Genomic DNA, 25,903 nt, shown 5'->3' on the forward strand with positions numbered 1-25,903 from the left:
GGTGAGATCAGATGTGCGGGTCTGCGCGATTCGGGCGTTTACCCGCTGATCAGGCCCTTGGCGATGTGGGTGACCTGGATTTCGTTGCTGCCCGCGTAGATCATCAGCGACTTGGCGTCACGGGCCAGCTGTTCGACCTTGTATTCGGCCATGTACCCGTTGCCGCCGAACAGCTGCACGGCCTCCATCGCGACCTCGGTGGCGGCGCGGGAGGAGTAGAGCTTCATCGCCGAGGCCTCGGCGAGGGTCACCTTGTCGCCCGCGGCGGTGCGCTCGATGGCGTTGAACACCATGTTCTGCACATTGATTCGCGCGATCTCCATCTCGGCCAGTTTCAGCTGGATGAGCTGGAACTGCGCGATCTGCTTGCCCCACAGCGTGCGGGACTTGGCGTATTCCACGCACAGGCGGTGACATTCGTTGATGATGCCCAGCGCGAGGGAGGCGATGCCGATGCGTTCGGCCGCGAAAGATTCCTTGGCACTGTCTTTTCCGTCGCCCTTGGCCGGGTTCTCGGTTTCGCCGAGCAGCCGGTCGGGGGTGATGCGGACGTTCTCGAAGAACAGTTCGCCGGTGGGCGAGGAGTTCATGCCCATCTTCTTGAACGCGGGACTCTGCACGAAGCCGGGCATGCCCTTGTCCAGCACGAATGTCAGCACCTTGCGGTCGCGGCGGTCGGTGCCGTCCTCTTCGTCCAGCTTGGCGTAGACGATGGTGACGTCGGCGTGCGGACCGTTGGTGATGAACGTCTTGCGGCCGTTGAGGATGTAGTCCTCGCCGTCGCGGCGGACGTAGGACTTCATGCCGCCGAACGCGTCCGAGCCCGAATCGGGTTCGGTGATGGCCCAGGCGCCGACCTTCGCCATGGTGACCAGCTCGGGCAGCCAGCGCTTCTTCTGCGCGAGGGTGCCGCGGCTGCGGATGGTGCCCACGGCGAGACCGAGGCTCACACCCATGGAGGCCACCAGACCCAGGCTCACGCCGGCGAGCTCACTGTTGAGGACCACACCCATGCTGCCCGCGCCGCTGAAACCGCCGCCCGGTTTGCCCGAGCCGGTGGTACCCGCCTCTTCGCGGGCGAGCACCTTCTCGAGGCCGTCACGCGCCATCTCGTCGAGCCCGAAGGTGGCGTACAGCTTGCGGATGATGTCGAACGGCGGCAGCGCACCACTCTCCAGCTGGTCGACGTGCGGGGTGACCTCCTTGGCGATGAAGCCGCGCACAGCGTCGCGGAACATCAGGTCTTCGTCTGACCACTGGTACATATCTGGACTCCCGAGGGATCGCCGGAACTTTCCCTCGAATATAGAACACGTTCTAATTCAGTGAGGCGAAGGTGCGGGTGACGACCGGGGCGACGAACTCCTCGAGCATGGCGCGTTCGTCGGCAGCGTCGCGACCGGGAGCCGACAGCAGGGAGACGATGACGCGGGTGAGCCAGCGGGCCAGGCGGCTTCGCTCCGGGTCGGTCAGGTCCGTGGGGGCGAAGATGGTCGCGGCCAGGGACTCGATGACGTCGGAGTCCTGGCTGATCCGCCCCGCCGTGCCCGAGTCGGCGGGGCGGAACCAGGCGATGAGCAGGGGGTTGGCGCGAACTTCCTCGACCGCGCCGAGCATCGCGGCGACGATGCGTTCTCCCGGGTCGGTGATGTCGCGGAACCGCTCGTCGAGCTGGGCGACGATGCGGCGGGTCTCGCGGTGCACGAAGGCGAGCCGCACCGCGTGCCGATTGTCGAAGTAGCGATACAGGGTGGCGCGGGAGCATCCGGCGGCCTTGGCGATCTCGGCCATGCCGACCGCGGCCACCCCGTGTTCGGCGAACAGTTCGGCGGCCGCGTCGATGATGCGTTCGGCAGCCAGGTCCGCCCGATCGGCGGCCAGCCAGTCACCGCTCATACTGTTTCCCCTCCCACTGCCTCCGGCCGGTTCATGCCGAATCCTGCGCACGGAACGGCACCGAGACGGGCCAGCGCACGTAATTGCCCTGCGACCATTGCACCGCATCGAGGTCGACGGTGAAATTCGGGCACCGCGAGAGGAGTTCCTCGAGCGCCACGCGCGCCTGCATGCGGGCGGCGGCCGCGCCGAGGCAGTGGTGGTGGCCGTGACTGAAGGTGAGAATGCGCTTGGGATTGCGGCGAACGTCGAGTTCGGCTGCGGTGGCGCCGAACTCGCGCTCGTCGCGGTTGGCGGAGCCGTAGAGCAGCAGCACGCGACGACCGGCCGGGATGGTGGTGTCGTGCAGTTCGACATCACGGGTGGTGGTGCGGGCCAGACCCTGCACCGGGGAGGTCATCCGGAGGAACTCCTCGATGGAGTCCGGAATCAGGGAGGGGTCTTCGGCGAGCAGCCTGCGCTGGTCGGGATTCGCGGTGAGCAGCTGGACCGCGCCCCCCAGATTGCCGGTGGTGGTGTCGTTGCCGCCGGTGATCATCGTGAACGCGAAGCCGAGAATCGCGATCAGGCCGTCGTTGTCGCCGTCGGCGCCGAGGCCGGAGGCCAGCAGGTGCGAAATGGTGTCGTCGCCCGGTTCCACGCGGCGGCGGGCGATCAGTTCGGTGAAGTAGCCGACCAGTTCACCGACGGCGGTGAAGGCGTTCTGGTCGCCCGCGGCCAGCCCGGCGCCCGCTACCGCACCGCCGACGATGTTCTCGGTCCACTCGTCGAACTTGCCGTGATCGTGTTCCGGCACGCCGAGGTAATGCGCGACCACCATGGTGGGCAGCGGTTTGAACAGCTTTTCGACGATATCGCCGCCGCCCTCCGCGCGCAGTCGCTCGATGCGCTCGACGACGAATCGGCGCACGGCGGGCTCGACCGAATTCACCTGGCGTGGGGTAAATCCCGGCGCCACCCTGCGACGGAAGTCGGTGTGCTCGGGCGGGTCCATGAAGACGAACGGCTTGACGCCACCGAACCCGGCGGCCACCAGGTCGATGTAGTCGACGGTCAGGCCCGATGCCGAGGAGAAGGTCTCGGGGTCGCGGGCGGCCGCCCACACGTCGGGGTGCCGCGACAGCACGTAGAAGTCGTTGGATTCCAGACCGTCGGGGATCACCCGATGGACCGGATCATGTTCGCGCAGTGCGGAATACATGGACCAGGGATCGCGCCAAGTGTCTCCGGAGCGAAGTTCGAACCGCACCGAATGAGACGTCGTTGTACTCATGACTCCATAGTGAGACATATAGGCTACTTTGTCTAGCATCGCTGATGAAGTGCGCGATACCCGCAGGTCGAACGCTTGCGCGCTACCGTGGACCGATGAGCAGTCGACAAGTATCCGGGGGCGTTGTGCACGAGTTGCCTGCCGATCTGCGTGCGGCGCTGCTCGGCAACCCGGTGGCGCTGGGTGCCTGGCAGGACATCACGCCGCTGGCCCGCAACGAGTTCATCTGCTGGGTCGAGGACGCCAAGCAGGACGCGACCCGCGCACGGCGGATTCGGCGCACCCAGGAGGAACTCGAGGAAGGTCAGCGGCGGCCGTGCTGCTGGCCCGGATGCAAGCATCGCGAGCGCACCGGGAGCTGAACCGGGAGATTCCAAGAATCCGTCAAGCTTTCTGTCGGCGGCACCTGCGAACATCGCGGCATGGATGGGGAGGATTTCGGTAGCTGGGGAGCCGCGTTCATCTGGGCACTACTCGCCTGGTCGATCGCGGGGCCACTGTGGTTGTGGACCGGCGAGGAAGCCTGGCTGATAGTCCTGGTGATACCCGGCATCGGGTTCACGGGTGTCGGCCGGGGCATCGTGTGGATGGCACTGGCCACCCTGTCCGCTCGCGGAACCCGCTTCGCCGGATGGTTCTTCGTGTCGGTCGCCGTGGCGGACGCGGTGGCGATATCGGTGTGGAAGTTGTCGCCCTCGGGGTGGACCTGGCCGGTCGCCGCGGCCGGGGCGCTGTTCCTCGGCGCGGTGACCTATCTCGCGGTCGCCTCCGAAGTGGCCGACGGCTGGCTGCTCGCCCACGGCACCGCGCTGCGGCACGTCGAACAGGAGCTCGCATCGGCGCATCCGGAGCAGACGCCGCGTATCGATCGGTCGTCGATGTATGCCTCGGGGCCTACACTCGGGCTCCGGCCACCGCCCTTCGCGATCGGCGGGCACGGGATCAACGGCAAGCTCGGTGAATACCACGCCAGGATGGCGCGCCGATACTGGATCAGCGCCCACACCGACCTGGCCTTGATGCACGCGGCGGAATCGTCGGCGGCACGCCGCGAGATGGTCAGCGGCCCGCTGAGGCACGCGAAGATGCTCGACTTGGCGCAGTCGCTCTACGAGGAGGCGTTCTACCTCGACGAACTCCGCCGTAAGCGCGAAGCCGTCGAGCTACGGGCCGAAGAGATCGACCTGCGTCGTCAGCTCGTGCGCCGCTTCGACAAGCGGTTTCCGGCGCTGGTCGCGAAAGCCACCCGGCCCCGGGCGACAACCGCGACGAAACAGCGGGCGGTCGCGGTTCAGTTGCTCGGGCAGGGCTTGAAGGCGTCGCTCGTTACCACGCTGACCACCCAGATCGCCGGATTGACAGCATTGGAGCGGACCGTCGAGGCGGCCGAACTCCGGGCCGAAGCCGAGACGCTCGCAGCCTCGGACACCTGACCCGGTTCGCGCCCACCCGCCGGGCCGAACCGGTGCCGATTCCCGCTCGTCGGGGAGTCAGGCGGGTGCGTCGAGGATCGACATGGCGATACCGTCGAGGATGTCGTGTTCGCTGACGACCAGTTCGGAAACTCCCGCGCGGCTCGACAATTCGTCGGCCAGCACTTCGGTGATCACCGCGCCGCCGCCGATCACATCGACGCGGCCGGGATGCATCGGGCCGAGGGCGGCGCGTTCGTCGTGGTTCATGCCGATCAGGCGGTCGCAGACCTGGTGCACCTCGGCGAGGCTCAGGCGGGTGAGATGCACCCGCGCGGAGTCGTATTCGGGCAGATCGAGGGCGACGGCGGTGATCGTGGTCATCGTGCCCGCCACCCCGACCCAGGTGTGCACCTTGTCGACAGGGACCTTCGCGAAGGCCTCGTCGAGCTTCTGCTGGGCGAATGCTCGTGCGGCAGCGACCTGGTCGGCGGTCGGCGGGTTGCCCGCCAGGCAGCGCTCGGTGATGCGGACGCAGCCGATATCCGCGGAATAGGCGGCCTGGACACCGTTCTCGTCGCCGACGACCAGTTCGGTCGAGCCGCCGCCGAGGTCGACCACGACGAAAGGTCCCGCGTCAGCGGACAATTCACCGACGGCACCGGCGAAGGACAGCCGCGCTTCCTCGTCGCCGGTGATCACCTCGGCGACCGCGTCCGGCACGACGCGACCGAGTTCGGTGCGGGTCATCGAGAAGAAGTCGTCGCGGTTGGCGGCATCGCGGGTGGCGGAGGTGGCGACCATGCGGACGCGCGAAACACCCTGCGCCACCATCACATCCACGTAATCGGCCAGGGCGAGGCGGGTGCGTTCGATGGCTTCGGGCGCGAGCCGTCCGGTGGCGTCCACACCCTGACCGAGCCGCACGATGCGCATCTCCCGATGCACGTCGGCGAGGCCGCCGTCGGCCCCGACCTCGGCGATCAGCAGGCGGATCGAGTTGGTGCCGCAGTCGACTGCGGCGATGCGCTCACTCATGGTGTCCTCCAGAGGTCTCGACCCACGTACGGGCACTGCCCGCGATTATGCCTGTTCGTCAGGTGCGGCGGGCCAGTCGGCGGGGATCGCGGTCCCACGGAAGCCCGCGGCGGCGGCCAGCGCGACGGCCTCGTCACCGAAGGGGTTCAGACCGGGCCCCTTGGCGAGGGAGTGCGCGATCAGCACGTGCAGGCACTTCACCCGGTCGGGCATGCCGCCACCGGTGAAATCGGTGCCGAGGGACTCGATCTCGTTACGTTCGGCCAGGTAGCTCTCGTGCGCGCGACGGTAGGCGGCGGCCAGTTCGGGGTCGGTGGCGAGGCGTTCGGTCATCTCGCGCATCACGCCGGCCGACTCCTGCCTGCTCGCCTCGGCGGTGAGCCGGGGATCGGTCAGATAGTAGAGCGTGGGGAACGGGGTGCCGTCGGGCAGGCGGGGCGCGGTCTTCACCACGGCGGGCAGGCCGTCGGGGGTGCGGTAGGCGACTTCGAGCACACCGCGAGGCTCGCGGCCCAACTGCTTCGCGATGATCTCGAGGTCGTCGGCGTTCGGTGTCGTCACCGTGGTCCTTCCGGGGCTGGTTCGGAGATGCTGCGCCACAGGTCGGTGTACCAGGGGTCGGGCGCCGCGGTGCGGGTGCTCATCGGCGGCGGCGCTGGTGCTTCGATGCCGGGAATCTGCACGATGTAGGGGGTTTCGCCGGGCATCACCAAGCGCAGGCGATCACGCGCCTCGGAGCGGATGTAGGCCGGATCCTGCTGTTGCGCACGACGATCGCGCAAGCCCGCCAGGTCGGCTTCGAGTTCGGTCCGCTGTTTGGCCAGAGCCACTGCCTCGGCGCGCTGACTGAAGTAGGTGCGCGTCGGCACGGCCAAGGTCAGCGCGAGGCCGCACAGCACCGCCGCCAGGATCACCGCTTTCCCGGTCGAGAGACCGAGGATGGTGTGTTCGCTGCGCTCGAGCTTGCCGCTGGGCTTGCGCGAGGTGGCCGAATCCGGGCGGCGGCGGGTGGGACGTTTGGCCGCGGTGGGGCGGCTCGGCGTGTCGAGACGGGGGCGGGAGCGCGCGGCCCGCGACGTGCGCCTGTCGCCTCGTCCACCAGGACTGGTTCCACGCGCACGTCGCTCGGTCATTCGCTACCGCCCCTGTACTGCTTTCAGAATTCGCCGGTGAAACGCGGGAAGGCCACGTCACCCGCGTAGCGTGCCGAATCACCGAGGGCGTCCTCGATGCGCAGCAGCTGGTTGTACTTGGCGACCCGCTCGGAACGCGCGGGGGCACCGGTCTTGATCTGGCCCGAGCCCACGGCGACCGCGAGGTCGGCGATGGTGGTGTCCTCGGTCTCGCCCGAACGGTGCGACATCATGGTCTTGTAACCGTTGCGGTGCGCCAGCTCGACAGCGTCGAGGGTCTCGGTCAGCGTGCCGATCTGGTTGACCTTCACCAGCAGCGCGTTGGCCGCGCCCTTGGCGATGCCCTCTTCGAGGCGCTCGGGGTTGGTGACGAACAGGTCGTCGCCGACCAGCTGCACCTTGTCGCCGATGGCGTCGGTCAGTGCGACCCAGCCGTCCCAGTCGTCTTCCGACAGCGGGTCCTCGATGGAGACCAGCGGGTACTTGGTGAGCAGGTCAGCGTAGAAATCGCCCATCTCGGCGGCGGTGCGGACCTTGCCCTCGAACTTGTAACCCTCGCCCTCGGTGTGGAACTCGGTGGCGGCCACGTCGAGCGCCAGCGCCACATCGGTGCCGAGCTTGTAGCCCGCGCGCTCGATGGCGATGCTGATCAGGTCGAGCGCCTCCACGGTGCCCGCGACGTCGGGGGCGAAGCCGCCCTCGTCACCGAGACCGGTGGACAGGCCCTTCTCCTTCAGCACGGCCTTGAGCGAGTGGTACACCTCGGTGCCCCAGCGCAGCGCCTCGCGGAAGGTGGGCGCGCCGATCGGGGCGACCATGAATTCCTGCACGTCCACGCCGGTGTCGGCGTGCGCGCCACCGTTGAGGATGTTCATCATCGGGACCGGCAGCACGTGGGCGTTCGGGCCGCCCAGGTAGCGGAAGAGCTCGAGACCCGACGACTCGGCGGCACCGCGGGCCACGGCCAGCGACACACCGAGCAGGGCGTTGGCGCCGAGGCGGGACTTGTCGGGGGTGCCGTCCAGATCCAGCAGGACCTGGTCGACGGTGCGCTGCTCCACGGCGTCGAGGCCGATGATGGCGGGCGCGATCTCGTCGAGAACACCCTCGACGGCCTTGGTCACACCCTTGCCGCCGTAGCGGTCGCCGCCGTCACGCAGCTCGACGGCCTCGTGCTCGCCGGTGGACGCACCGGAAGGTACGTCTGCCCTGGTCAGGGTGCCGTCGTCGAGGGCGATCTCGACCTCGACGGTGGGATTGCCGCGCGAATCCAGAATCTCGCGAGCTCCGACCTGTTCGATAATGGCCACGAAAACTGCTCCTTACGACGGAAGGCACGGTAGGTATCACGGGAAGGGCCGTGCGGTGCCGAGCCTATCGTCTCGGCGGAGTGGGGAGTAACCGGCACTCCGGGCCGTGGGCAACTACACGCGGCGGCCGATGCTGTATATGGCGGCGCGATCGCGCACCACATGCATGTACTTGTTCGACTGGTTGTAGGCGAACAGGGCGCGCTGCCAGCCGTCGGCCGAGGTCAGATCGCCGCCGCGGGTGCAGAGGTAGCGGGCGGCGGTGAGGGCGGCGTCATCGATGTTCTGCGGGTCGGCCACGCCGTCACCGTTGGCGTCGACGCCCCAGCGCTTCCAGGTTTCGGGGATGAACTGCAACGGGCCGACGGCGCGGTCGTAGGTGGTGTCGCCGTCGAGGCTGCCGCCGTCGGTGTCGCGGATGTCGGCGTTGCCCTTGGTGCCGTCGAGGGCGACGCCGATGATCGCCGGGCGCACCGTCCCGTCGGCGTCGACGCCGGCACCACGGTGGGTTCCGTGTCCGCTCTCCACGCTGGCGATGCCGGCGATGGTGGTCCAGGCGATCCCGCATTCGGGCTTCGACTTCGCCAGCACGGCGGCGGCGTAGCCGTAGGCCTCCAGGGCGACCGGTTGGATGCCGATCGCGTCGGACTGCTCGTCGGCCCAGCCGCGTAACTGTTCGGCCGCGCGGCCGGGTGCGTCGACATCGATCAGCGGCAGCGCGACGCCCGGCCCCGGCGGCATGTCATCGGGGATCGACGCGAGCGAACTGCACCCCGCTAACAGGGCGCTGATCGCGACTGCGGCGGCCACGCCGACCTTCTGCACTGACATCTGTTCAATCATCCAGATCCGGCGCTGTTTACGCACATCTCACAGGGAGTTCTCAGAGAAAGCCACAGCAGGCCACCGACTCCGCGGCCCGCACCGGGCGTCAGCCGAGCAGGTCGGCGGTGGCCTGGTGCGAGGGTGCGGCGAGAACGGTTGCCGGGGTGCCTGATTCGACTATTCGGCCGTGATCGAGGACGAGAAGGTCGGTGCAGTGGCCGCGGACCAGGGTCATGTCGTGGCTGATCAGGATGATCGTGGTGGCTCGGTCGGCGCGGAGCCGGTCGAGCAGGGACATGATCGCCGCGGCGGTGTCGGTGTCGAGGGCGGTGGTGATCTCGTCGCAGATCAGGACGGCTGGGTCGGCGGCGAGGGCCCGGGCCAGGGCCACTCGTTGACGTTGGCCGCCGGAGAGTTGATGGGGGCGGCGGGCGGCGAGGTCGGCGGGGAGGTCGACAGCGGCGAGCAGGGCGGTGACGCGGGTGCGGATTTCAGGTCTGGGGACCCGTGCGATGCGGCGCAAAGGGCGAGCCAGGGTCTGCTCGACGGTGCGTCGCGGGTTCAATGCCGCGCGCGGGTTCTGGGTGACGAGTTGGATCCCGTTGGCACCGACCCCGATCCGCCGTCTGCTCCCCACCGGAAGGCGCACACCACCGACATCCAGCGATCCGACGGCGTCGGTGTGCAAACCCGCGATCACCCGCGCGAGCGTGGTCTTACCCGCCCCGGACGGCCCCACGACAGCGAGGGCCGCCCCTGTGGGCAGGCTGAAACCGATGTTCTCGAGCACCCGGTGGCCGCCCGCGTCAGCGTTGATCGCCTCGGCGTGCAGGGCGATCTCCTCGCCCGCGACCGCCTGGCCTTCGGTGCGAGATGCTGTCTCGCTCCCCTGAACCTCGCCGGGCGGGTCGACAGGTCGACGTCCGGTCGCCGCCGAGTGCCCGTTGGACAGGTGTTCGGCTCGCACCGAATCAGCCACCACAGCGGCGACATTCACCGAACGATCACCGGGTGGCTGGAGCTCGATCACCGTATCGGCGACGGCGTTGATCGCGTCGGTGTCGTGGCCGGAGAGAAGGACGGCCGTGCGGTTCTCGGTGGCGAGAGTCGAGATCAGCTGGGCTATTTCGGTGCGGAGAGTGCTGTGCAGACCTGCGAGTGGTTCGTCGAGGACGACGATTCGGGGTCGGCGGAGAATGGCTCGGGCCAGGGCGACACGGCGTTGCTGCCCGCCCGAGAGGCGGGCGCAGCGACGGCGGAGATGGGTGGGCTCGAGGCCCACTCGCGCGAGGACGGCGAGGCGTTCGGCGTCGGAGGTGCCCGGCGCCGCCTCGGCCAGGACTGCCCGGACGCGAAGCAGCGGGTTGAGTTCGGAGCCGGGATCCTGGCCGACGTAGGCGATCTGTTCACGACGGAATGCGCGCAGCGCGCCCGCGTCGAGCGCGAATACATCTCGCCCCGCGACGAGCACGGTGCCCTGCCCGCGAGCGCCTGCGGGCAGTTGTCCGAGCAGCGCACGCATCGCCGTCGACTTTCCCGCACCCGATGCACCGGTGAGCGCGGTGACCGTCCCCGACTTCAGCCGAAACGACAACGGCGCCAGCAGCACCGCCCCACTGTCAGCGACAACGCTGAACCCGTCCACCGCCACCGCCTCCCCCGAATCCACCACCGAGATCCCACATCCAGCACCCGCCGGCGCAACCCCGCCCGCGTCGACCGCCTCCGGTGCGGTTGCCGGGGTCTGACGGGTCCTGGGCCCACTGGTCACCACCAGATTCACACCGACCGCCACGATGGCGATGGCAGCGCTCGGTGCCAGCACCGCCCAGGGATTCAAGAGCAGCCCGGAGGCATTGTCCCGGACCATGATCGCCCAGTTGTCGGGATCGAGCGCGGAGACGCCGAGGAAGGCGATGGTGCTCACGAGATACACGGCGACGACGAAGCGGAGGCCGAGCTGGGTGGTGAAGACGGCGCGGAGATTGGGCAGGATTTCGCGGAAGACCAGGTGGGACAGGGATTCTCCGCTGGCGACGGCGGCTTCGACGTAGCCGGAGGCCGCGACGGTCGAGGCGGAGGCCGCGAAGATCCTGGCGCAGTAGGGAACTCCGAAGATGAGCGACACCACGATCAGCGCGGTGACGCCACCCTGCGGCCATGCGGTGAGCACCAGCAGGATGCCCAGGACCGCGGGCAGCAGGATCACGAGGTCGCCGCAGAGTTCGATGACCTTGCCCGCGCGCGGGCGCACGGCGGCGATCGCGCCGAGCACGGCCGACAGCACGGTCACCGCCACCGCGATCACCGCGGAGACGGCCAGCAACTGCGTGCCGCCAGTGAGCAGATGGCTGAGCACATCCCGGCCGAGCCGATCCGTCCCGAGCAACGCTCCCCCACCCGGCTGCGCGAACGGCATCCCGACGGCTTTGTCCCCCGGGTAGGGCGCGAAGAGCGGCCCGGCCACCGCGAGCAGCACAACCGGCCCCACCCCGGCCGCTACCGAGTACGCGCCCCACCTGGACACCACCGTGCGACCTCCGAAGCCGGGCTTGCTCATCGCGCGCTCCTCGACGCCCACGTCCGGACGATGTCGGCCATCGCGAGCAGCACCATGATGACGATCGCCGTCAGGGCGACCACCGCGGCGACCATGGTGGAGTCACGGTCGGCGACGGACCCGGCGAGAACGGCGCCGACACCGGGATAGTTGAAGAGCGTCTCGACCACCAGCGCGCCGCCGAACAGCATCCCGACAGAGGTGGCGTATCCGGCGACGATGGTCGGCGCCGCGAACGGCAGCATGTGCCGGAGCAGAATCGTGCGCGCCGGTAGTCCTTCCAGCACAGCACTTTCCACATGTGGAGCCACTGCGACATCGAGCAGCGCCGAGCGCACCACTCGGGCGTTCCAGCCGATCTGCGGAATCGCCAACGCCAGCACCGGAAGCACCAGCATCTCGGGGCCGACGGGAAACCCGGAACGGCCGGTAATGGTCACGGCCGGAAGCCATCCGGTGGCAAGGGAGAACACCAGGATCAGCATCGTGCCACCGACGAACTCCGGTACCGCCACGGCAACAGTGCTGACGGGCTGCAGAATTCGTGCTCCGAGCGCGGCCGGACGCATCGCCCACCAGCAGCCGAGTCCCAGCGACACCGCGATGGTCAGGAGCAACGCGATCCCACCGAGCAGCAGAGTCTGCGGGAACTTGTCGGCCAGCAGCGCACCGATCGAATTCCCGCGGGCGGTCTGCCCGAAGTCTCCGGTGAGCACCCCGGAGATCCAGTCCAGGAACTGCACCGGCAGCGCGCGATCCAGGCCGAGCTCGTGCTCCTTCGCCGCCAGCGCGGCCGGATCCACGTCCCTGCCGAGCGCCGAACGTGCCGCGTTGCCCGGCAGCAGATCCACCGCGACGAACACGATGGCCAGCAATGTCACCAGGAGCGCGATCCGTCGCACCATCGGCAGGGCAAAGGTTTTCATGACATTCACGCCAGCCAGGCACGTTCCAGCTGGACGCGCGCGAAACCGCCGAGCGTCGGCAGATCACGCACCGTCGACGCGGCGATATCGATACCGTCGGCCATGCCCCACACCAGATAACCGCCACGCTCGAACTCGATGCGCTGCAATTCGCGCACCGCACGCGTGTAGTCCTCTCCGGACGCGGCAAGGGCTTTGGCGTCGGCCGCATCGAATTCCGGGTCGCGGAAGGCGGTTTCGTTGCGGTTGGTGCCCGAGGTCATCAACTTGTCGGCCAGGAACAGCACCGAGTCGTTGGTCCCCCACGACACCGTGTACAGCGGTGCGTTGAGCCAGGTCTGGTCGTAGAACGCGGCCGATTCGACCACCTGCACGTCGAGCCGGACGCCGATCTCGGCGAGCTGGGTGGCGATCACCTTCGCCGACTCGACCTCGCCCGGCACTTCGGCCTTCGTCACGAACGGGTAGCTGCGGCCGATGTCGAACCCGGCTTCGCGCAGCAGGGTTTTCGCGCGTTCGACGTCGCGGTCGCGGCGCAGCGTGGTGTCGTAGAGCGGGTCGGCGGTGCCGAGAACATCGGCGGCGACGGTGCCGTAACCGGAGTGCACCTGGTTGACCAGCGCGGTCCGGTCGACACCGAGGCGCAACGCCGTGCGCACCCTGGCATCGGCGAACGGGCCGTCGGCGGCCCGCATCGCCACGCCGAGCATGGTGTCGTCGGCGCGCCGGATCACCTGCAGGTCGCCGCGTCCCGCGGCGGTGCGGCCTGCGATGGCGCCCACGTTGGAGGCGAGGTCGATCTGCCCGCCCAGTGCCGCGTTGCCCAGGGCGGTGACGCTGTCGAACATCGTCACCTCGATGGCGTCGAGCAGTGGCGGGGTGCCGTGCCAGCGCTCGTTGCGCACCAGCCGGGCATTGCCGCCCTGGTAGGACTCGAGCCGGAAAGGGCCGGTGCCGACCGCGGCGGTGAAGTCGGTGGTGCCCTTCGGCACGGTGAAGGTCATCAGCCGAAGCAGCAGCGGCAGTTGGGTATTGGGTGCGGGCATGGTGAACACGACGCGGTTCGGACCGTCGGCGACGATGTCGTTCTCGGCCACCGGCATCTTCGACGCGCCACCGACCGAGCGCAGGCGCCGCATCGACCACACCACGTCGTCGGCGGTCACCGGCGCACCGTTGTGGAAGGTCGCGCCGTCGGCGATGGTGAAGGTCCAGCTGCGGTTGTCCGCGCTGGGCTCCCAGCGCGAGGCGAGGCGCGGGGCGACGGTCGGATCCGCGCCGGGAACAGTGAGTGCGTCGTAGACGAGCGAGGCGATGAGGAAGTCGCTGTCGTTGCTGAGGTTGGCGTGCGGGTCGCGTTCGCTGCGAGCGGCGGTGCCGAGCGCGCCGACGCGCAAGGTGCCGCCGCGCTGCGCGGTGGTGGACCGATCATCGGTGCCGCACGCCGCCGCCAGTAGCAGTGCGGTGACGCCGACGCCGGATTGGAAGAGCTGCCTGCGAGTGAAACCCATCGTGTTGCCTCCTCGAACCGCGTGCGCCGAAACCCCTTTCCCGACGCCGCAAACTAGGCGAGGCTAGCCTAAAAGAGGTCCCGAGTGGGGAGCTTCACTTCGACCGTCACCGAACCGCAGCGACCCGCGACACCCCGGTCAGCGCTCACTTCGGCAACCCGGGCAGGAAGCTACGTTATATGGATCGGCTATTTCCCTCGCCAACGCATTAGGTAAGTCTTGCCTAATCACACGCCAGGCACTACCTTCGCACATCGAGCCTGAAGATCACCCGCTTTCGACCGATGCGAAGAAGGGAAACCGGTGAAAAGCGTTCTCTCCGAACGTATGACGATTCACCAGCACGACATCGAATACCGCGAGCTCGATCCCGACGCCGCGACGGCGCTCCGATCGCTCGCGACAGATATTCGCCACCGATTAGGTGACGCACCACACACCACGACCCTGCACGATCCCGCGTTGATCGCCCGGATCACCGAGCGCGTCGACGACCTGCCCGACAGCCTGCGCCACGCCGTTCGACCGCCCGCCACCGCCGCGGGCGCGACCGTGGTGCGCGGGTTGCCCGTCGACGATGCCGATTTCGGTCCCACCCCGGCGCACTGGCAGGCCGCGGCCGAGCACGCGCATCCCGGCTCGCTCGAACTCGACATCGTGATGTTGCTGCTCGGGCGTTGTGCCGGTGAGCCGTTCGGCTGGCAGGGCCAGCAGAACGGCAGGCTGGTCAACAACATCGTGCCCGCCGCGGGCCACGAGGACGAACAGTCGGGCGCGAGCAGTTCCACCCTGCTCAGCCCGCACACCGAGGATGCCTTCCACCATCAGCGCGCGAACCTGCTCATGCTGGCCTGCCTGCGCAACCCCGACCGGGTCGCCACCACGGTCTCCTCGGTGCGCGAAGTGCGCCTGTCCGACGAGGACCTGCGGACCCTCACCGCCCCCACGCTGCCGATCCTGCCCGATGTCTCCTACGGCACCGGTTTCGATCAGCTCGCACCGTTGCCCACACTGTGGCTCGACGAAAATGGCGCTGTCACAGCACGTTACGATCCCGCCTACACCCCGATCGACGATGCGGACGCGGTCTTCCGCGCCGCCTACGCCAGGCTCACCGCCGAACTCGCCAGGGTCAGTCACGCCCCCGCGCTGGCGCCCGGCGAGCTCCTGCTGGTGGACAACGATGTGGCCGTGCACGGGCGCGTTCCGTTCCGCGCGCGCTACGACGGCACCGACCGCTGGCTCAAACGCATCAATATCCGGCTGCCCGAACGCCGTCGGCGCGCGCAGGAGTCGTCCGAGAATGGGTATGGCCAACGAGTGGTCGCGCCGTTCCGGGCGACCGCTGATCGGACAGCAGAGCGGGGCATTGCAGATGAACGAGGATCCGTTGAACAACCGTGACCGCGGGATCGGGCTGCGCGTCCTCTCCCGCAGCGACCTGGCCGACGTGCCGATCAGCCCCGCCGAAGTGGTGCGCGCCGTCGAGGAGGCCTATCTCGCCTTCGCGGCGGGCGAATCCGACAATCCACGCAAGCTGAGCGTCGCCGACCCCGGCGGCTCGTCGGTGTCCTACGCCATGCTGGGCCGCGACGGGCGTCGGCGCGTGGTGGCCATGAAGACCTCCTACAAATTCGATCCCGGTCACGACCGCAGCACCAAGCGGTACTACACGACCATCACGCTCTACGACGACACGACCGGCGCCCCCATCGCGATGATGGACTGCGCGCGGGTCGGCGCGTTGCGTACGCCCGCCGTGTCGGCACTGCTGGTGCGCGAGACGGTGCGGCGCGGGGCGGAGAGCGTGCTGCTCATCGGCACCGGTACCCAGGGACGTAATGCGTTGCCGCACTTACTCGCCGCGAACCCGCAGTTACGCAAGCTGATGGTGTACGGCACCCATCCCGAGGGATTGGCCGCCGTGCACTCGCACCTGGCCGACGCGGCGCCGCACGCGCTGCTCGATGTGGTCGACGACCCGTACGCGGCGGCGGCGTCCGCCGATGTGGTGCTGGCCACGGCCGGCCCCGGCACCGAGGTCGCCCTGGAATCCTCGCATCTGGCACCGGGTTCGGTGGCGGTGCTGGTGGGCTACGGTCTGGCACCGTCGACGCTGGTCGAGGCCGATCGGGTCGTCGCCACCAGCGCGGCGCAGATGGCACTGACGGGCACCGACATGGCCGGACCCGACGGAACGCTGCGTTCGGTGGATGCCGAACTGCCGCAGGTGCTCACCCGCAGCGCGGTGGCCCGCCGGACCGAGGACGAGAAGATCTTCGTCTACAACAGCGGACTGGTGCTCACCGATATCGCGGTCGCGCACGCCCTGGCCGCCAGGGCGATCGCCGAAGGACGTGGCACGGAGGTGCCGTTGTGGGACTGACGGGTGCACAGCCCGGGGTCACCGGGGACAGCACCCCACCGGCCGCGCCGCGATCCGACGCGCGGGTGCCGCCGAGCCCGCCGCACATCGAGGACCGCGTCGTCGACCCGGCACTATCGGCAACCACCGACCGGCCGACGCACTGCGCATCACCGATGCCCGCTCACACCGACGTGGCGCAACAGCGGCTACTCGCCGATCCCTGCCTGCTCCGCGATATCGCCGACGCGGTCGGTGGACCGTTTCATGTGCTGTTCCCCGAGCGGGTCGCGGTGAATATCAGGGCGTTTCAGTCGGCCTTCACCGAGGCGGGCGTCGACGGGTTCGTCTACTTCGGGAAGAAGGCGAACAAGGCGGCGTGCGTGGCTCGTGCGTGCGCGGAGAGCGGGGCGGGGATCGACGTCGCCGGCACCGGCGAACTCGTCGCGGCGTTGGGGCAGGGGGTGCGCGGCGAGGACCTGATGGTCACCGGACCCGCGAAGTCCGACGAGCTGCTGTGGCTGGCGGCTCGGCACGGGTCGTTGATCGCGATCGACGCGCTCGACGAACTCGACCGGCTCGCCGCGCTCGAACTGCCGGTGCGGGTGCTGCTCCGGGTACTGCCGGAAGGCTCGACCAGCCGGTTCGGGCTCGACCCGATGGAGCTCGAACAAGCGATCCAGGCCATCGGCGCGCCGATCACGCTGTCGGGCTTCAGTTTCCACCTGTCCGGCTACGACGCTGTCGCCCGCTCCGAACAGGCGGTCGCGCTGGTCGGGCACTGCAGGCGCGCACGAGCCAACGGCCATCGCGCGGACACGATCTCGATCGGTGGCGGGTTCGGGGTCGACTACCTCGATGCCTCGACATGGACCGAGTTCCAGAACACCCTCAGCGACAAGTGGTTCCACACGAATCCGCCCGGCGACTACTACCCCTATCACTTCCCGGCCCCCGGCGCGGCGATGCTCGATGCCGTGCTCTCCCACAACGACCTCGCCGGGCTGTTGCGCGACAACGGAATACGACTCGCGATCGAGCCCGGCCGTGCCCTGCTCGACCAAGCGGGAAGTTCCGTCTTCCGGGTCCAGGGCGTGAAAACCCGAACCGCACAGGGAAACCCGTACGACATCCTCACTGTCGACGGCACCAGTCTCAGCCTGTCCGAACAGTGGTTCGACAGTGAATACCTGCCCGATCCCGTGCTGTGGCCCGAAAGCACCGGCCACCTCACCCCCACCTGCGTCGGCGCCACCACCTGTCTGGAGTCCGACCTGCTGAGCAGACGGCGCATCCCGCTGCCCCGTCGCGCACGAACCGGCGACCTGCTCGTCTACCCGAACACCGCCGGGTATCAGATGGACTCCAACGAGTCCCCGTTCCACGAACTCCCGCTCCCGCCGAAGGTGGTGCTGCGCGCAGGCGCGGACCGACTGCGCTGGAGTCTGGACAGCACTGCCCGCTGATCCACCCGAGCTCTCAATCCGATGGAGGAACACCCCATGGCTCTCGTCACGCGCGTGACGGACCTGATCGGCCGCACCCCCCTGTTCGAACTCGCCGTCACCGACACCGGCACGCGGCTGCTGCTCAAGCTCGAGCAGTTCAATCCGACCGGCGCCGCCAAGATCAGAATGGCCCGTTCGATGGTGCTCGACGCGGAGCGGCGAGGTTTGCTGCGCGGTGGCGGGCATATCATCGAGTCGACGTCCGGCAACACCGGACTCGGCTTGGCGGTGGTCGCGGCCGAACGTGGCTATCGATTCACCGCCGTGGTCGACAACCACGCCTGTAAGGACAAGTTGCGCGCGATGCGAGCCATGGGCACCGACCTGGTGTTCGTCGCCGACGACGGTGACGACGAGCTGGCCACCTCGGCACGGGAAGACCTCGCCGAGGCCATGGCGGCCGCCCGTGACGACGCGTACTTCACCGAACAGCACAACAACGACGCCAACGCCGTCGGCTACTACGCCGTCGCCGAGGAATTGCTGGCCGAGGTCGAGCGGGTCGACATCCTGCTCTCCGCGGTCGGCACCGGCGGCTCCCTGTTCGGCACCGCCACCCGGCTGCGCGACCTCGGCCTGCCCGCCCGGGTGATCGGGATCGAGCCGGTCGGGTCCATCGCCTTCGGCGGCGAGGGCGGACCGTACTGGCAGTCGGGCACCGGCACCCCACCCGGCGCGACCATCGGCACCGCCGTCGACTACGCCCTGCTCGACGAGGGCGTGAAGGTGAGCGACGTCGACGCCTTCGCCACCACCCGCGCGGTCGCCAGGACACACGGTCTGTTGATCGGTGGTTCGGCGGGCGGTTCGGTGCACAATGCCTTGGCGCGGCTCGAGGAGTTCCCGGCCGGGTCCACTGTGGTGACCATCGTGTGTGATGGTGGCGAGAAATATCTCGACACCGTGTTCGACGACGACTGGATGAGCGCCCGCGACCTGCTCGATCCCGCCGCCGAAGCGGAAGTGACCACGCTGCTGCGCCGCTATTCACCGCTGCGGCGCCAGGACGAATTGATGGAGGTCAGGTGAGCGCGATCGCGCGCGAGACGAACCACGGAGCGGGCGGGTGAACGGCACGGCGACCGATAGCAGCGCGCTGGCCAGGCTGGCGACGCCGATCGCGCTCACCCAACTGGCGCAGATCGCGGTCTCGACGACCAATCTCGCGCTGATGGGCACGCTCGGTGTGCGCGAGGTCGCCGCGGGCGGGCTGGCGCTGGTGCTGTTCAACCAGATCCGCACGATGTGCGTCGGGCTGATCACCGGCACCGGCAATCAGATCGCGGGCGCGCTCGGCGCGGCAGGGAAGCGCGGCGGTTCGGCCGACGACGAAGTGCGCGCGGTGGTCCGGGCGGCGTTCGTCATCGCGACGATCGCCGGGCTGCTCGGCGGCGCGCTGCTGATCGGGCTCGGGTGGGTACTGCCGTGGCTCGGCCAGGATGCGGGCGTGCTCGACGCCGCACGGCCGATGATGATCGCCCTCGCGCCAGGGTTACTGCCGTGCCTGTGGTTCCAGGTGCTGCGCCAGTACACCGTCGGCATGCAACGGCCCCAGGCGTTGCTGCTGGTCACGCTCGGTTCGGTGGCCTTGAATCTGGTGCTGGCGCTGGCCTTCATCCACGGCTGGGCCGGCATTCCGGCGATGGGCCTGACCGGCGTCGGCATCGCGACCTCGCTGGTGTTCCTGATCACCTTCGGGGTGTTCTGGGCGATGGTGCGCCGCGACGAGCAACTCGGCCGCACACTGCCCTCGACGCCGTGGCCGGTGCGCTGGGCGACCGTGCGCGAGGAGCTGCGCCTCGGCACGCCGATCGCGCTCACCTACGGTTCGGAAGCGGGCATGTTCTCGGTGCTCGCGCTGGTGATGGGCAGTTTCGGGCCCGCCGCGCTGGCCGCGCACAACGTGGTCTACCAGATCATCTACATCGTGTTCCAGATGGCGATCGGGCTGTCGCACGGAGCGTCGATCCTGGTGAGCGATGCGGTCGCGCGCGATGAGTTCGGCCACGCGCGGGCACTGGCCTGGCTGGCGCTGCGGATGGCCGCGGTGATCGCGATCGTCACCGGCGCTGTCTACGTGCTCGCCCCGGACATCGTGCTCGCGCCGTTCCTCGATACCACCGACACCGACACCGTCGCCATCGCGCACACCCTGCTGCTCGTCGGCATCGTGCTGCAATTCTTCGACGCCGCCCAGAACATCGGCACCGGGCTCCTGCGCGGGCTGAAGGAGACCTCCGCGGGCTTCCGGCTGTCGCTGGTCGGTTACTGGGGCGTGGGGCTGCCCTCGGCGCTCCTGCTCGCGTTCCCGCTGCATCTGGGCGCGGCCGGGGTCTGGTGGGGCTTGACGGCCGGCCTGGCCACCACAGCCGTACTGATGCTGCGCAAGTACTTCGCGCTGCTCGATCAGGCCGGCGTGGTCCCGCCACGACGGGTGCCGGTCACCCAATCACGATGACAGCGAGCACAGCAAAGGCGGGCGACGCACAGTCGCCCGCCTTTGCGGTCGTGTTTCGTCAGAGATTCACGCCGTAGTCGCGGGCGATGCCCGCCAGGCCCGAGGCGTAACCCTGGCCGACAGCGCGGAACTTCCACTCGTTGTTGTGGCGGTAGAGCTCGCCGAACACCATCGCGGTCTCCGTGGACGCGTCCTCGGACAGGTCGTAGCGCGCCAGTTCCACGCCGGTGTTCGCGTCGGTGACGCGGATGTAGGCGTTGCGGATCTGGCCGAACGACTGACCACGGGCCTGGGCGTCGTGGATCGACACCGGGAAGAAGATGTTGGTGATCGTCGGCGGGGTGGCGGCCAGATCGACGTTGATGATCTCGTCGTCGCCGTCGCCCTCACCGGTCAGGTTGTCACCGGTGTGCTCGATGGTGCCTTCCGGCGAACGCAGGTTGTTGTAGAAGACGAAGTGCTGATCCGAGAGCACCTTCAGGTTCGTGCCGGTCGCCAACGCGCTGGCGTCCAAGTCGTGGTCGGCACCGGTGGTGGTACGCACGTCCCAGCCGAGACCGACCGCCACCTTGGTGAGGTTGTCGGTCTGCTTCGACAGCGAGACATTGCCGCCCTTGGCGAGTGTGACGCTCATGAAAACCCTTCTGTCCAGATGGTGTGCCGTAGAGGAACTTACGCTGCGGGCCCGTTGTCGGCCCAGGATCGCAGGGTCTCGACCCGACCCTCGAGCGCCCGCAATTCGGTGTCGTCGAGGACGGTGCGCTGGATGCCACGGTCGACGGCGAACGCGGACTGTCGATGGTCGTCGATCACGTCGACGTCCAGCTGCACCGCGGTGTAATCCTGCGCCGACGGCATCTGCTCGGCGATGACCGTCGCCCGGCCGCGCGCGCACAGCGCCACATTGCCGCCGCCCAGAATCAGCAACGCCACCTCCGGCTGTGCCCGCAATCGCGCCAGCGACCCGCGATCGGACTTCAAACTGAGGAGAATCCGCCGGTCACCCGCGCGCACCGGCCACGACACCGGGATCGCGTGCGGCCCCGCGTCGGTGGTCACCAGCACCGCGATGGTTTCCTGCGGCCATACCGGCAACACGTCCAGCTCAGGGTGGTCGGTCATCACATCCTGTCCTGCCGGATCTACCTCTGTACCCATCAACCTCACCTCGACGATCGCCGGACCCCTGCCCCGCCGCGGACGGCGAGCTGCTTCGAGTCTAAAGCTGTGTGGCCCTTGCCCGCTGGCGCGCGCACGATTGTCCACAAGATCTCAGCAACGTCTCAGCCGCCCACGCCGTGCGCCGGCGCCCGCGAAGCGTCGTTAGCTCAGCGGTAGCCGACACGGTCGTCGAGGGTTGCTCAGCGCGGCCAGAAGATGTGCCAGTCATCCGCGCTGAGCGACGACCGAGCGCCTCGTTCGGCTTCGGCGGCGTCCTCGGCGGCGCGGATGGCGGTAGCGAAGTCGACGGCCGCTGTGCGGAGCCGTTCCTCGGCCGAATCAGGACCACCCAGTTCCACCACGCGCAGAGTGTCCGGGACGAGATCGGCGGGCAGACCCGCGTTGGCGCTGCGGGTGCGGATCTTCTCGGCCAGAGCGAGGGCGGGCTGGGCCATGGCGATGCCGTCGAGGCAGGAGCGGCGGGCCTTCTCCGCGGATTTGCGCTCCTCCCACGCCTTTTCCTGCGCCGCGATCTTGGCGGCCACCGAGGTACCCGAGGAGAAATCGGCATCGGTGAGGTAGGGGCTGCGATGGACGAGTTTGCCGACCAGGGTCGCTGCCACGTCGTCGACGGTGAACTCGCCCGCGTGTTCGGCGATTCGGGAGTGGAACAGCACCTGCAACAGCAGGTCGCCGAGTTCTTCCTTGATGGTTTCGGCGTCGCCCGCCTGGATGGCGTCGAGGAGTTCGTAGGTCTCCTCGAGGAGATAGGGGCGCAGCGACTCGTGAGTTTGGGTGCGCTCCCAGCCGCCGAAATGCCAGAGGCGATCCATCACCTCGACGGCGTCGGACAGTCCCGCGGCGACGACCGCGGTGTCGGCCTGTTCCTGGGACATCTCCTGGCTCATCGCGCCGCCGCGGCTTCCGTCGGCACCGAAAGATCCACCATCCCCTGGGGTTTACCGTCCAGCACCAGCAGAAGATCGGCGACGAATTGCAGCACTGCCACGTCGCGCACCCGGTCGGCGCCGACACTGTCGGTGATCCGGGGCAGCGGCAAGGTGATCAGCCCGCTCGCCGGGCGATAGTTGGCCGCGGGGTAGATGCGCTTGAGCCGAAGTTGTTTGGAATCAGGAAGATTCAGCGGGGCGATCTTGAGCGACGAGCCGGTGACCACGATCTCGGACACGTCGTACTCGCGCGCGAGCAGGCGCAGCTTGGCCACCGCCACCAGCCGCCCGACCTCCACCGGCAGCGGGCCGTAGCGGTCGACGAGCTCCTCGACGACCGCGGCCAGGGCCGAATCGTCCTGGGCGGAGGCGAGTTTGCGGTAGCCCTCGAGCCGCAGCCGGTCGCTGGCGATGTAGTCGGGCGGGATGTGCGCGTCGACGGGCAGATCGATGCGCACCTCCTTGTTCTCCTCGGTGACGATCGGCTTGCCGTCGGCGGCCGCGCGGTAGGCCTCCACGGCCTCGCCGACCAGTCGCACATACAGGTCGAAGCCGACGCCGGCGACGTGACCGGACTGTTCGGCGCCGAGCACGTTGCCCGCGCCACGGATCTCGAGGTCCTTCATCGCCACAGCCATACCCGCGCCGAGATCGGAGTTCTGCGCGATGGTGGCCAGGCGGTCGTAGGCGGTCTCGGTGAGCGGTTTCTCCGGCGGATACAGGAAGTACGCGTAGCCGCGCTCACGGGAACGACCGACGCGGCCACGCAACTGGTGCAACTGCGAAAGTCCGAGGGAATCGGCACGTTCCACGATCAGCGTGTTCGCGTTGGAGATGTCGAGGCCGGTCTCGATGATCGTGGTGCACACGAGCACGTCGTACTCGCGTTCCCAGAATCCCTGCACGGTCTTCTCGAGCTGGTCCTCGTTCATCTGGCCGTGCGCGACGACGACACGCGCCTCGGGCACCAGATCGCGAATCTTCTTGGCGGCCTTGTCGATCGAGGACACCCGGTTGTGCACGTAGAACACCTGACCGTCGCGCATCAGCTCGCGGCGGATGGCGGCAGTGACCTGCTTGTCGTTGTAGGCGCCCACATAGGTGAGCACCGGATGACGTTCCTCGGGCGGGGTGAGGATGGTCGACATCTCGCGGATACCGGCCAGGCTCATCTCCAGGGTGCGCGGGATCGGAGTGGCCGACATGGTGAGCACGTCGACGTGGGTGCGCAGCGCCTTGATGTGTTCCTTGTGCTCCACACCGAAGCGCTGTTCCTCGTCGACCACCACCAGGCCGAGGTCCTTCCAGCGCACGCCGGTCTGCAACAGCCGGTGGGTGCCGACCACGATGTCGACCGAGCCGTCGGCCAGACCGGCCAGGATCTCCTTGGAGTCCGAGGCATCGGTGAACCGGGACAGCCCCTTCACCGTCACCGGGAAGCCCGCGACACGTTCGGTGAAGGTCTGCAGATGCTGCTGGGCGAGCAGCGTGGTGGGCACCAGCACGGCGACCTGCTTGCCGTCCTGCACCGCCTTGAACGCGGCGCGCACGGCGATCTCGGTCTTGCCGTAGCCCACGTCACCGCAGACCACGCGGTCCATCGGCACCGCCTTCTCCATGTCCGACTTCACGTCGGTGATGGCGGTCATCTGGTCGACGGTCTCGGTGAACGCGAACGCGTCCTCCATCTCCTGCTGCCACGGGGTGTCCGGGGCGAAGGCGTGGCCCGGCGCGGCCTGGCGCGCGGCGTAGAGCTGCACGAGCTCGCCCGCGATCTCGCGAACGGCCTTGCGCGCCTTGCGTTTCGTGTTCGCCCAGTCGGAGCCGCCGAGCTTGGACAGGCTCGGCAGTTCGCCACCGACGTAGCGGGAGAGCTGGTCCAGCGATTCCATCGGCACGAACAGGCGGTCGCCGGGCTGGCCGCGCTTGCTCGGCGCGTATTCGATCACCAGGTACTCGCGGCGCGCGCCGCCGATGGTGCGCTCGATCATCTCGACGAACCGGCCGATGCCGTGCTGGTCGTGCACCACCATGTCGCCCGAGGTGAGGGCGAGCGGGTCGACCTGGTTGCGGCGCTTGGCGGGCAGCCGCTTGCCCTCGGTGGGCGCGGTGACCCGGTTGCCGGTGAGATCGGACTCGGCGACGACCACCAGCCCGGCATCGTCGAAGATCAACCCGTCGTGCAGCGAACCACACAGGACGCCGACCACTCCCGGCTCCGGCACCCCTCCGGCGGGCAGCAGGGCGGCGGGCACTTCGGCCTCGCCGAGCCGTTCCAGCACACGCTGCGCCGTACCGTGACCGGTGACCACGACGACCGCGCGGCCACCGGTGGCGACGTGCGCGCGCAGCGACGCGAAGATGGTGGCGACCAATTCCTCGGACCCGCGGGCGGTGGGCCCGGCGGCCACCGGCAGGTTCACCTCGATCGGGTCGCCGGAGCTGAGTGGGCTCAGCGTCCACCACGGCAGGCCGAGTTCGTCTGCGCTGGTGTGCAATTCGGGCAGGCTGCGGTAGCCCGAGGCCGCCAGGTCGAGGCCGTTGGCGCCCAGCGGCGCGTCGCTGCCGAACGAGGCGGCGGTCCATGAGGCTTCGAGGAACTCCTCGCCGGTGCGCACGAGATCGGCTGCGCGGGTGCGGATCTTCTCCGGATCGCACAGCAGCAACTGGGTGCCCCCGGGCAGCGCCTCGGTGAGCAGGCTGAGCTTGCCCGGCGCGAGGACCGGCAGCAGGGCCTCCATGCCGTCGACGGGGATGCCCTCGGCGATCTTGTTCAGCATCTCGACCAGCGAGGCGTCGGCCTCGTTGTCGGCGGCGACCGCGGTGGCGCGCTCGCGCACCGGCGTGGTGAGCAGCAACTCGCGACACGGCGGCGCGACCACCGTCTCGACGGTGCTCTCGGTGAGCGAACGCTGATCGGCGACCGAGAACGGGCGGATCTCGGTGACCTCGTCGCCCCAGAATTCCACGCGCACCGGATGATCCGCCGTCGGCGCGAACAGATCGAGGATGCCGCCACGAACCGCGAACTCGCCGCGCTTGCCGACCATGTCGACGCGGGTGTACGCGAATTCCACCAGGCGAGCGAGCAATTCGTCGAAATCGTGTTCACCGCCGACACGCAGCACCACCGGCTCGATATCGCCGAGCCCGGCCGTCATCGGCTGCATCAGCGAACGCACCGTGGTGACCACGACCCGCAGCGGTTCGGGGTAGACGGGGTCTTCGGGATGGGCCAGCCTGCGTAGTACCTCGAGCCTGCGCCCGACCGTGTCGGGGCCGGGCGAGAGCCGTTCGTGCGGCAGGGTCTCCCAGGACGGGAACATGGCGACCGACGGGCCGAGCATCTCGGTGAGTTCCACGGTCAGATCGTCGGCCTCGCGACCGGTCGCGGTCACCACCACCAGCGGACGCTGATCGGCGATCGTCGCGGCGACGAACGGCCGCACAGCTGATGGTGCGACCAATTCCACCCCGGATTTGCCGACCAGGTCGGTGACCATCCGCAGCGCGGCGTCACCCGCGACCACTTCGGCCAGACCGGCGAGCGGAGGACGAAGGGAGGACATTGTTCGCT

At 68.6% G+C, this 25,903-nt stretch carries 22 protein-coding genes; 7 read left to right on the plus strand and 15 right to left on the minus strand.

From position 1 onward, the window contains the following. Window positions 1–38: 38 nt before the first annotated feature. Genes ACWF99_RS17945 through ACWF99_RS17955 form a run of 3 tightly spaced genes read right to left on the minus strand, consistent with a single transcriptional unit; the run spans window position 39 to window position 3,169 of the window. Window positions 39–1,265: an acyl-CoA dehydrogenase family protein gene (locus ACWF99_RS17945; RefSeq protein WP_452536865.1), complete on the minus strand. Its 1,227-nt coding sequence runs from the start codon at window positions 1,263–1,265 to the stop codon at window positions 39–41. A gap of 52 nt (window positions 1,266–1,317) precedes the next feature. Further along, a complete protein-coding gene (locus ACWF99_RS17950; protein ID WP_452536867.1) occupies window positions 1,318–1,896 on the minus strand; it encodes a TetR/AcrR family transcriptional regulator in 579 nt (192 codons plus the stop codon). A gap of 31 nt (window positions 1,897–1,927) precedes the next feature. Beyond that, on the minus strand, window positions 1,928–3,169 hold the full coding sequence (locus ACWF99_RS17955; RefSeq protein ID WP_378636119.1) for a cytochrome P450: 1,242 nt from the start codon (window positions 3,167–3,169) through the stop codon (window positions 1,928–1,930). A 95-nt stretch (window positions 3,170–3,264) separates the two neighbouring features. Between ACWF99_RS17955 and ACWF99_RS17960 the strand changes: the two genes are divergently transcribed. Together ACWF99_RS17960 and ACWF99_RS17965 are read left to right on the plus strand one after the other, a co-directional pair. Continuing rightward, window positions 3,265–3,531 carry a YdeI/OmpD-associated family protein gene (locus ACWF99_RS17960; RefSeq protein WP_452536870.1) on the plus strand — a complete coding sequence of 89 codons (267 nt, stop codon included), beginning with the start codon at window positions 3,265–3,267 and terminating at the stop codon, window positions 3,529–3,531. Between the two features lie 60 nt (window positions 3,532–3,591). After that, the gene (locus ACWF99_RS17965; protein ID WP_452536872.1) at window positions 3,592–4,602 is read left to right on the plus strand and encodes a hypothetical protein; all 1,011 of its coding nucleotides are present in this window, start codon (window positions 3,592–3,594) and stop codon (window positions 4,600–4,602) included. A 57-nt stretch (window positions 4,603–4,659) separates the two neighbouring features. Here the strand turns inward: ACWF99_RS17965 and ACWF99_RS17970 are convergent, their stop codons facing one another. From ACWF99_RS17970 to ACWF99_RS18005, 8 genes are all read right to left on the minus strand, one after another. After that, window positions 4,660–5,619 (minus strand): Ppx/GppA phosphatase family protein, encoded by a 960-nt coding sequence (locus ACWF99_RS17970; RefSeq protein ID WP_452536874.1) that lies wholly within the window; start codon window positions 5,617–5,619, stop codon window positions 4,660–4,662. A gap of 45 nt (window positions 5,620–5,664) precedes the next feature. Then, window positions 5,665–6,180 carry a DUF501 domain-containing protein gene (locus tag ACWF99_RS17975; RefSeq protein ID WP_378636110.1) on the minus strand — a complete coding sequence of 172 codons (516 nt, stop codon included), beginning with the start codon at window positions 6,178–6,180 and terminating at the stop codon, window positions 5,665–5,667. Continuing rightward, window positions 6,177–6,752 carry an FtsB family cell division protein gene (locus ACWF99_RS17980; protein WP_378636108.1) on the minus strand — a complete coding sequence of 192 codons (576 nt, stop codon included), beginning with the start codon at window positions 6,750–6,752 and terminating at the stop codon, window positions 6,177–6,179. The genes ACWF99_RS17975 and ACWF99_RS17980 overlap by 4 nt, the downstream gene beginning before the upstream one ends. Window positions 6,753–6,775: 23 nt before the next feature. Then, on the minus strand, window positions 6,776–8,062 hold the full coding sequence (gene eno, locus ACWF99_RS17985; RefSeq protein WP_067451558.1) for a phosphopyruvate hydratase: 1,287 nt from the start codon (window positions 8,060–8,062) through the stop codon (window positions 6,776–6,778). A gap of 114 nt (window positions 8,063–8,176) precedes the next feature. Further along, window positions 8,177–8,893, minus strand: coding sequence for a lytic transglycosylase domain-containing protein (locus ACWF99_RS17990; RefSeq protein WP_378636105.1), 717 nt, complete (start codon window positions 8,891–8,893; stop codon window positions 8,177–8,179). Between the two features lie 100 nt (window positions 8,894–8,993). Further along, on the minus strand, window positions 8,994–11,447 hold the full coding sequence (locus ACWF99_RS17995; protein WP_452536877.1) for an ABC transporter ATP-binding protein/permease: 2,454 nt from the start codon (window positions 11,445–11,447) through the stop codon (window positions 8,994–8,996). Beyond that, window positions 11,444–12,373, minus strand: a complete 930-nt coding sequence (locus ACWF99_RS18000) for an ABC transporter permease (RefSeq protein ID WP_452536879.1) — start codon at window positions 12,371–12,373, stop codon at window positions 11,444–11,446. Before ACWF99_RS18000 ends, ACWF99_RS17995 begins: the two co-directional genes overlap by 4 nt. Before the next feature lie 5 nt (window positions 12,374–12,378). Further along, the gene (locus tag ACWF99_RS18005; protein ID WP_452536881.1) at window positions 12,379–13,884 is read right to left on the minus strand and encodes an ABC transporter substrate-binding protein; all 1,506 of its coding nucleotides are present in this window, start codon (window positions 13,882–13,884) and stop codon (window positions 12,379–12,381) included. 327 nt (window positions 13,885–14,211) lie between these two features. On the opposite strand from ACWF99_RS18005, the gene ACWF99_RS18010 reads away from it, so the two are divergent. From ACWF99_RS18010 to ACWF99_RS18030, 5 genes are read left to right on the plus strand one after another with little or no spacing between them, the layout of a single operon-like run. After that, entirely contained in the window at window positions 14,212–15,288 is a 1,077-nt protein-coding gene (locus tag ACWF99_RS18010) for a TauD/TfdA family dioxygenase (RefSeq protein WP_452536883.1), read from the plus strand. Then, window positions 15,260–16,270: an ornithine cyclodeaminase family protein gene (locus ACWF99_RS18015; protein WP_378636093.1), complete on the plus strand. Its 1,011-nt coding sequence runs from the start codon at window positions 15,260–15,262 to the stop codon at window positions 16,268–16,270. Before ACWF99_RS18010 ends, ACWF99_RS18015 begins: the two co-directional genes overlap by 29 nt. Further along, a complete protein-coding gene (locus ACWF99_RS18020; RefSeq protein ID WP_452536885.1) occupies window positions 16,261–17,715 on the plus strand; it encodes a Y4yA family PLP-dependent enzyme in 1,455 nt (484 codons plus the stop codon). Before ACWF99_RS18015 ends, ACWF99_RS18020 begins: the two co-directional genes overlap by 10 nt. A 36-nt stretch (window positions 17,716–17,751) precedes the next feature. Next, window positions 17,752–18,786 carry a PLP-dependent cysteine synthase family protein gene (locus ACWF99_RS18025; RefSeq protein ID WP_452536887.1) on the plus strand — a complete coding sequence of 345 codons (1,035 nt, stop codon included), beginning with the start codon at window positions 17,752–17,754 and terminating at the stop codon, window positions 18,784–18,786. 37 nt (window positions 18,787–18,823) lie between these two features. Then, window positions 18,824–20,215: an MATE family efflux transporter gene (locus ACWF99_RS18030; protein ID WP_378660616.1), complete on the plus strand. Its 1,392-nt coding sequence runs from the start codon at window positions 18,824–18,826 to the stop codon at window positions 20,213–20,215. A 58-nt stretch (window positions 20,216–20,273) separates the two neighbouring features. Here ACWF99_RS18030 and ACWF99_RS18035 read toward each other — a convergent pair whose 3' ends face one another. The 4 genes from ACWF99_RS18035 to mfd all read right to left on the minus strand — a co-directional run bounded on the left by ACWF99_RS18035 (window position 20,274) and on the right by mfd (window position 25,895). Next, window positions 20,274–20,849, minus strand: coding sequence for a TerD family protein (locus tag ACWF99_RS18035; RefSeq protein ID WP_378636082.1), 576 nt, complete (start codon window positions 20,847–20,849; stop codon window positions 20,274–20,276). 38 nt (window positions 20,850–20,887) lie between these two features. Further along, window positions 20,888–21,373 carry a hypothetical protein gene (locus ACWF99_RS18040; protein ID WP_378636080.1) on the minus strand — a complete coding sequence of 162 codons (486 nt, stop codon included), beginning with the start codon at window positions 21,371–21,373 and terminating at the stop codon, window positions 20,888–20,890. Between the two features lie 203 nt (window positions 21,374–21,576). Continuing rightward, window positions 21,577–22,272: a MazG family protein gene (locus tag ACWF99_RS18045; RefSeq protein WP_452536890.1), complete on the minus strand. Its 696-nt coding sequence runs from the start codon at window positions 22,270–22,272 to the stop codon at window positions 21,577–21,579. A gap of 8 nt (window positions 22,273–22,280) precedes the next feature. Beyond that, window positions 22,281–25,895 (minus strand): transcription-repair coupling factor, encoded by a 3,615-nt coding sequence (gene mfd / locus ACWF99_RS18050; protein WP_452536892.1) that lies wholly within the window; start codon window positions 25,893–25,895, stop codon window positions 22,281–22,283. Between the last annotated feature and the right edge of the window lie 8 nt (window positions 25,896–25,903).

This window comes from Nocardia sp. NPDC055002 (genome assembly GCF_053608825.1).

Coding starts and splice junctions, on each gene's coding strand:
- ACWF99_RS17945 (WP_452536865.1), bottom strand. CDS start 1,265: ATGTACCAGTGGTCAGACGAAGACCTGATGTTCCGCGACGCTGTGCGC.
- ACWF99_RS17950 (WP_452536867.1), bottom strand. CDS start 1,896: ATGAGCGGTGACTGGCTGGCCGCCGATCGGGCGGACCTGGCTGCCGAA.
- ACWF99_RS17955 (WP_378636119.1), bottom strand. CDS start 3,169: ATGAGTACAACGACGTCTCATTCGGTGCGGTTCGAACTTCGCTCCGGA.
- ACWF99_RS17960 (WP_452536870.1), top strand. CDS start 3,265: ATGAGCAGTCGACAAGTATCCGGGGGCGTTGTGCACGAGTTGCCTGCC.
- ACWF99_RS17965 (WP_452536872.1), top strand. CDS start 3,592: ATGGATGGGGAGGATTTCGGTAGCTGGGGAGCCGCGTTCATCTGGGCA.
- ACWF99_RS17970 (WP_452536874.1), bottom strand. CDS start 5,619: ATGAGTGAGCGCATCGCCGCAGTCGACTGCGGCACCAACTCGATCCGC.
- ACWF99_RS17980 (WP_378636108.1), bottom strand. CDS start 6,752: ATGACCGAGCGACGTGCGCGTGGAACCAGTCCTGGTGGACGAGGCGAC.
- ACWF99_RS17990 (WP_378636105.1), bottom strand. CDS start 8,893: ATGTCAGTGCAGAAGGTCGGCGTGGCCGCCGCAGTCGCGATCAGCGCC.
- ACWF99_RS17995 (WP_452536877.1), bottom strand. CDS start 11,447: ATGAGCAAGCCCGGCTTCGGAGGTCGCACGGTGGTGTCCAGGTGGGGC.
- ACWF99_RS18000 (WP_452536879.1), bottom strand. CDS start 12,373: ATGAAAACCTTTGCCCTGCCGATGGTGCGACGGATCGCGCTCCTGGTG.
- ACWF99_RS18005 (WP_452536881.1), bottom strand. CDS start 13,884: ATGGGTTTCACTCGCAGGCAGCTCTTCCAATCCGGCGTCGGCGTCACC.
- ACWF99_RS18010 (WP_452536883.1), top strand. CDS start 14,212: ATGACGATTCACCAGCACGACATCGAATACCGCGAGCTCGATCCCGAC.
- ACWF99_RS18015 (WP_378636093.1), top strand. CDS start 15,260: ATGAACGAGGATCCGTTGAACAACCGTGACCGCGGGATCGGGCTGCGC.
- ACWF99_RS18025 (WP_452536887.1), top strand. CDS start 17,752: ATGGCTCTCGTCACGCGCGTGACGGACCTGATCGGCCGCACCCCCCTG.
- ACWF99_RS18035 (WP_378636082.1), bottom strand. CDS start 20,849: ATGAGCGTCACACTCGCCAAGGGCGGCAATGTCTCGCTGTCGAAGCAG.
- ACWF99_RS18040 (WP_378636080.1), bottom strand. CDS start 21,373: ATGGGTACAGAGGTAGATCCGGCAGGACAGGATGTGATGACCGACCAC.
- ACWF99_RS18045 (WP_452536890.1), bottom strand. CDS start 22,272: ATGTCCCAGGAACAGGCCGACACCGCGGTCGTCGCCGCGGGACTGTCC.
- mfd (WP_452536892.1), bottom strand. CDS start 25,895: ATGTCCTCCCTTCGTCCTCCGCTCGCCGGTCTGGCCGAAGTGGTCGCG.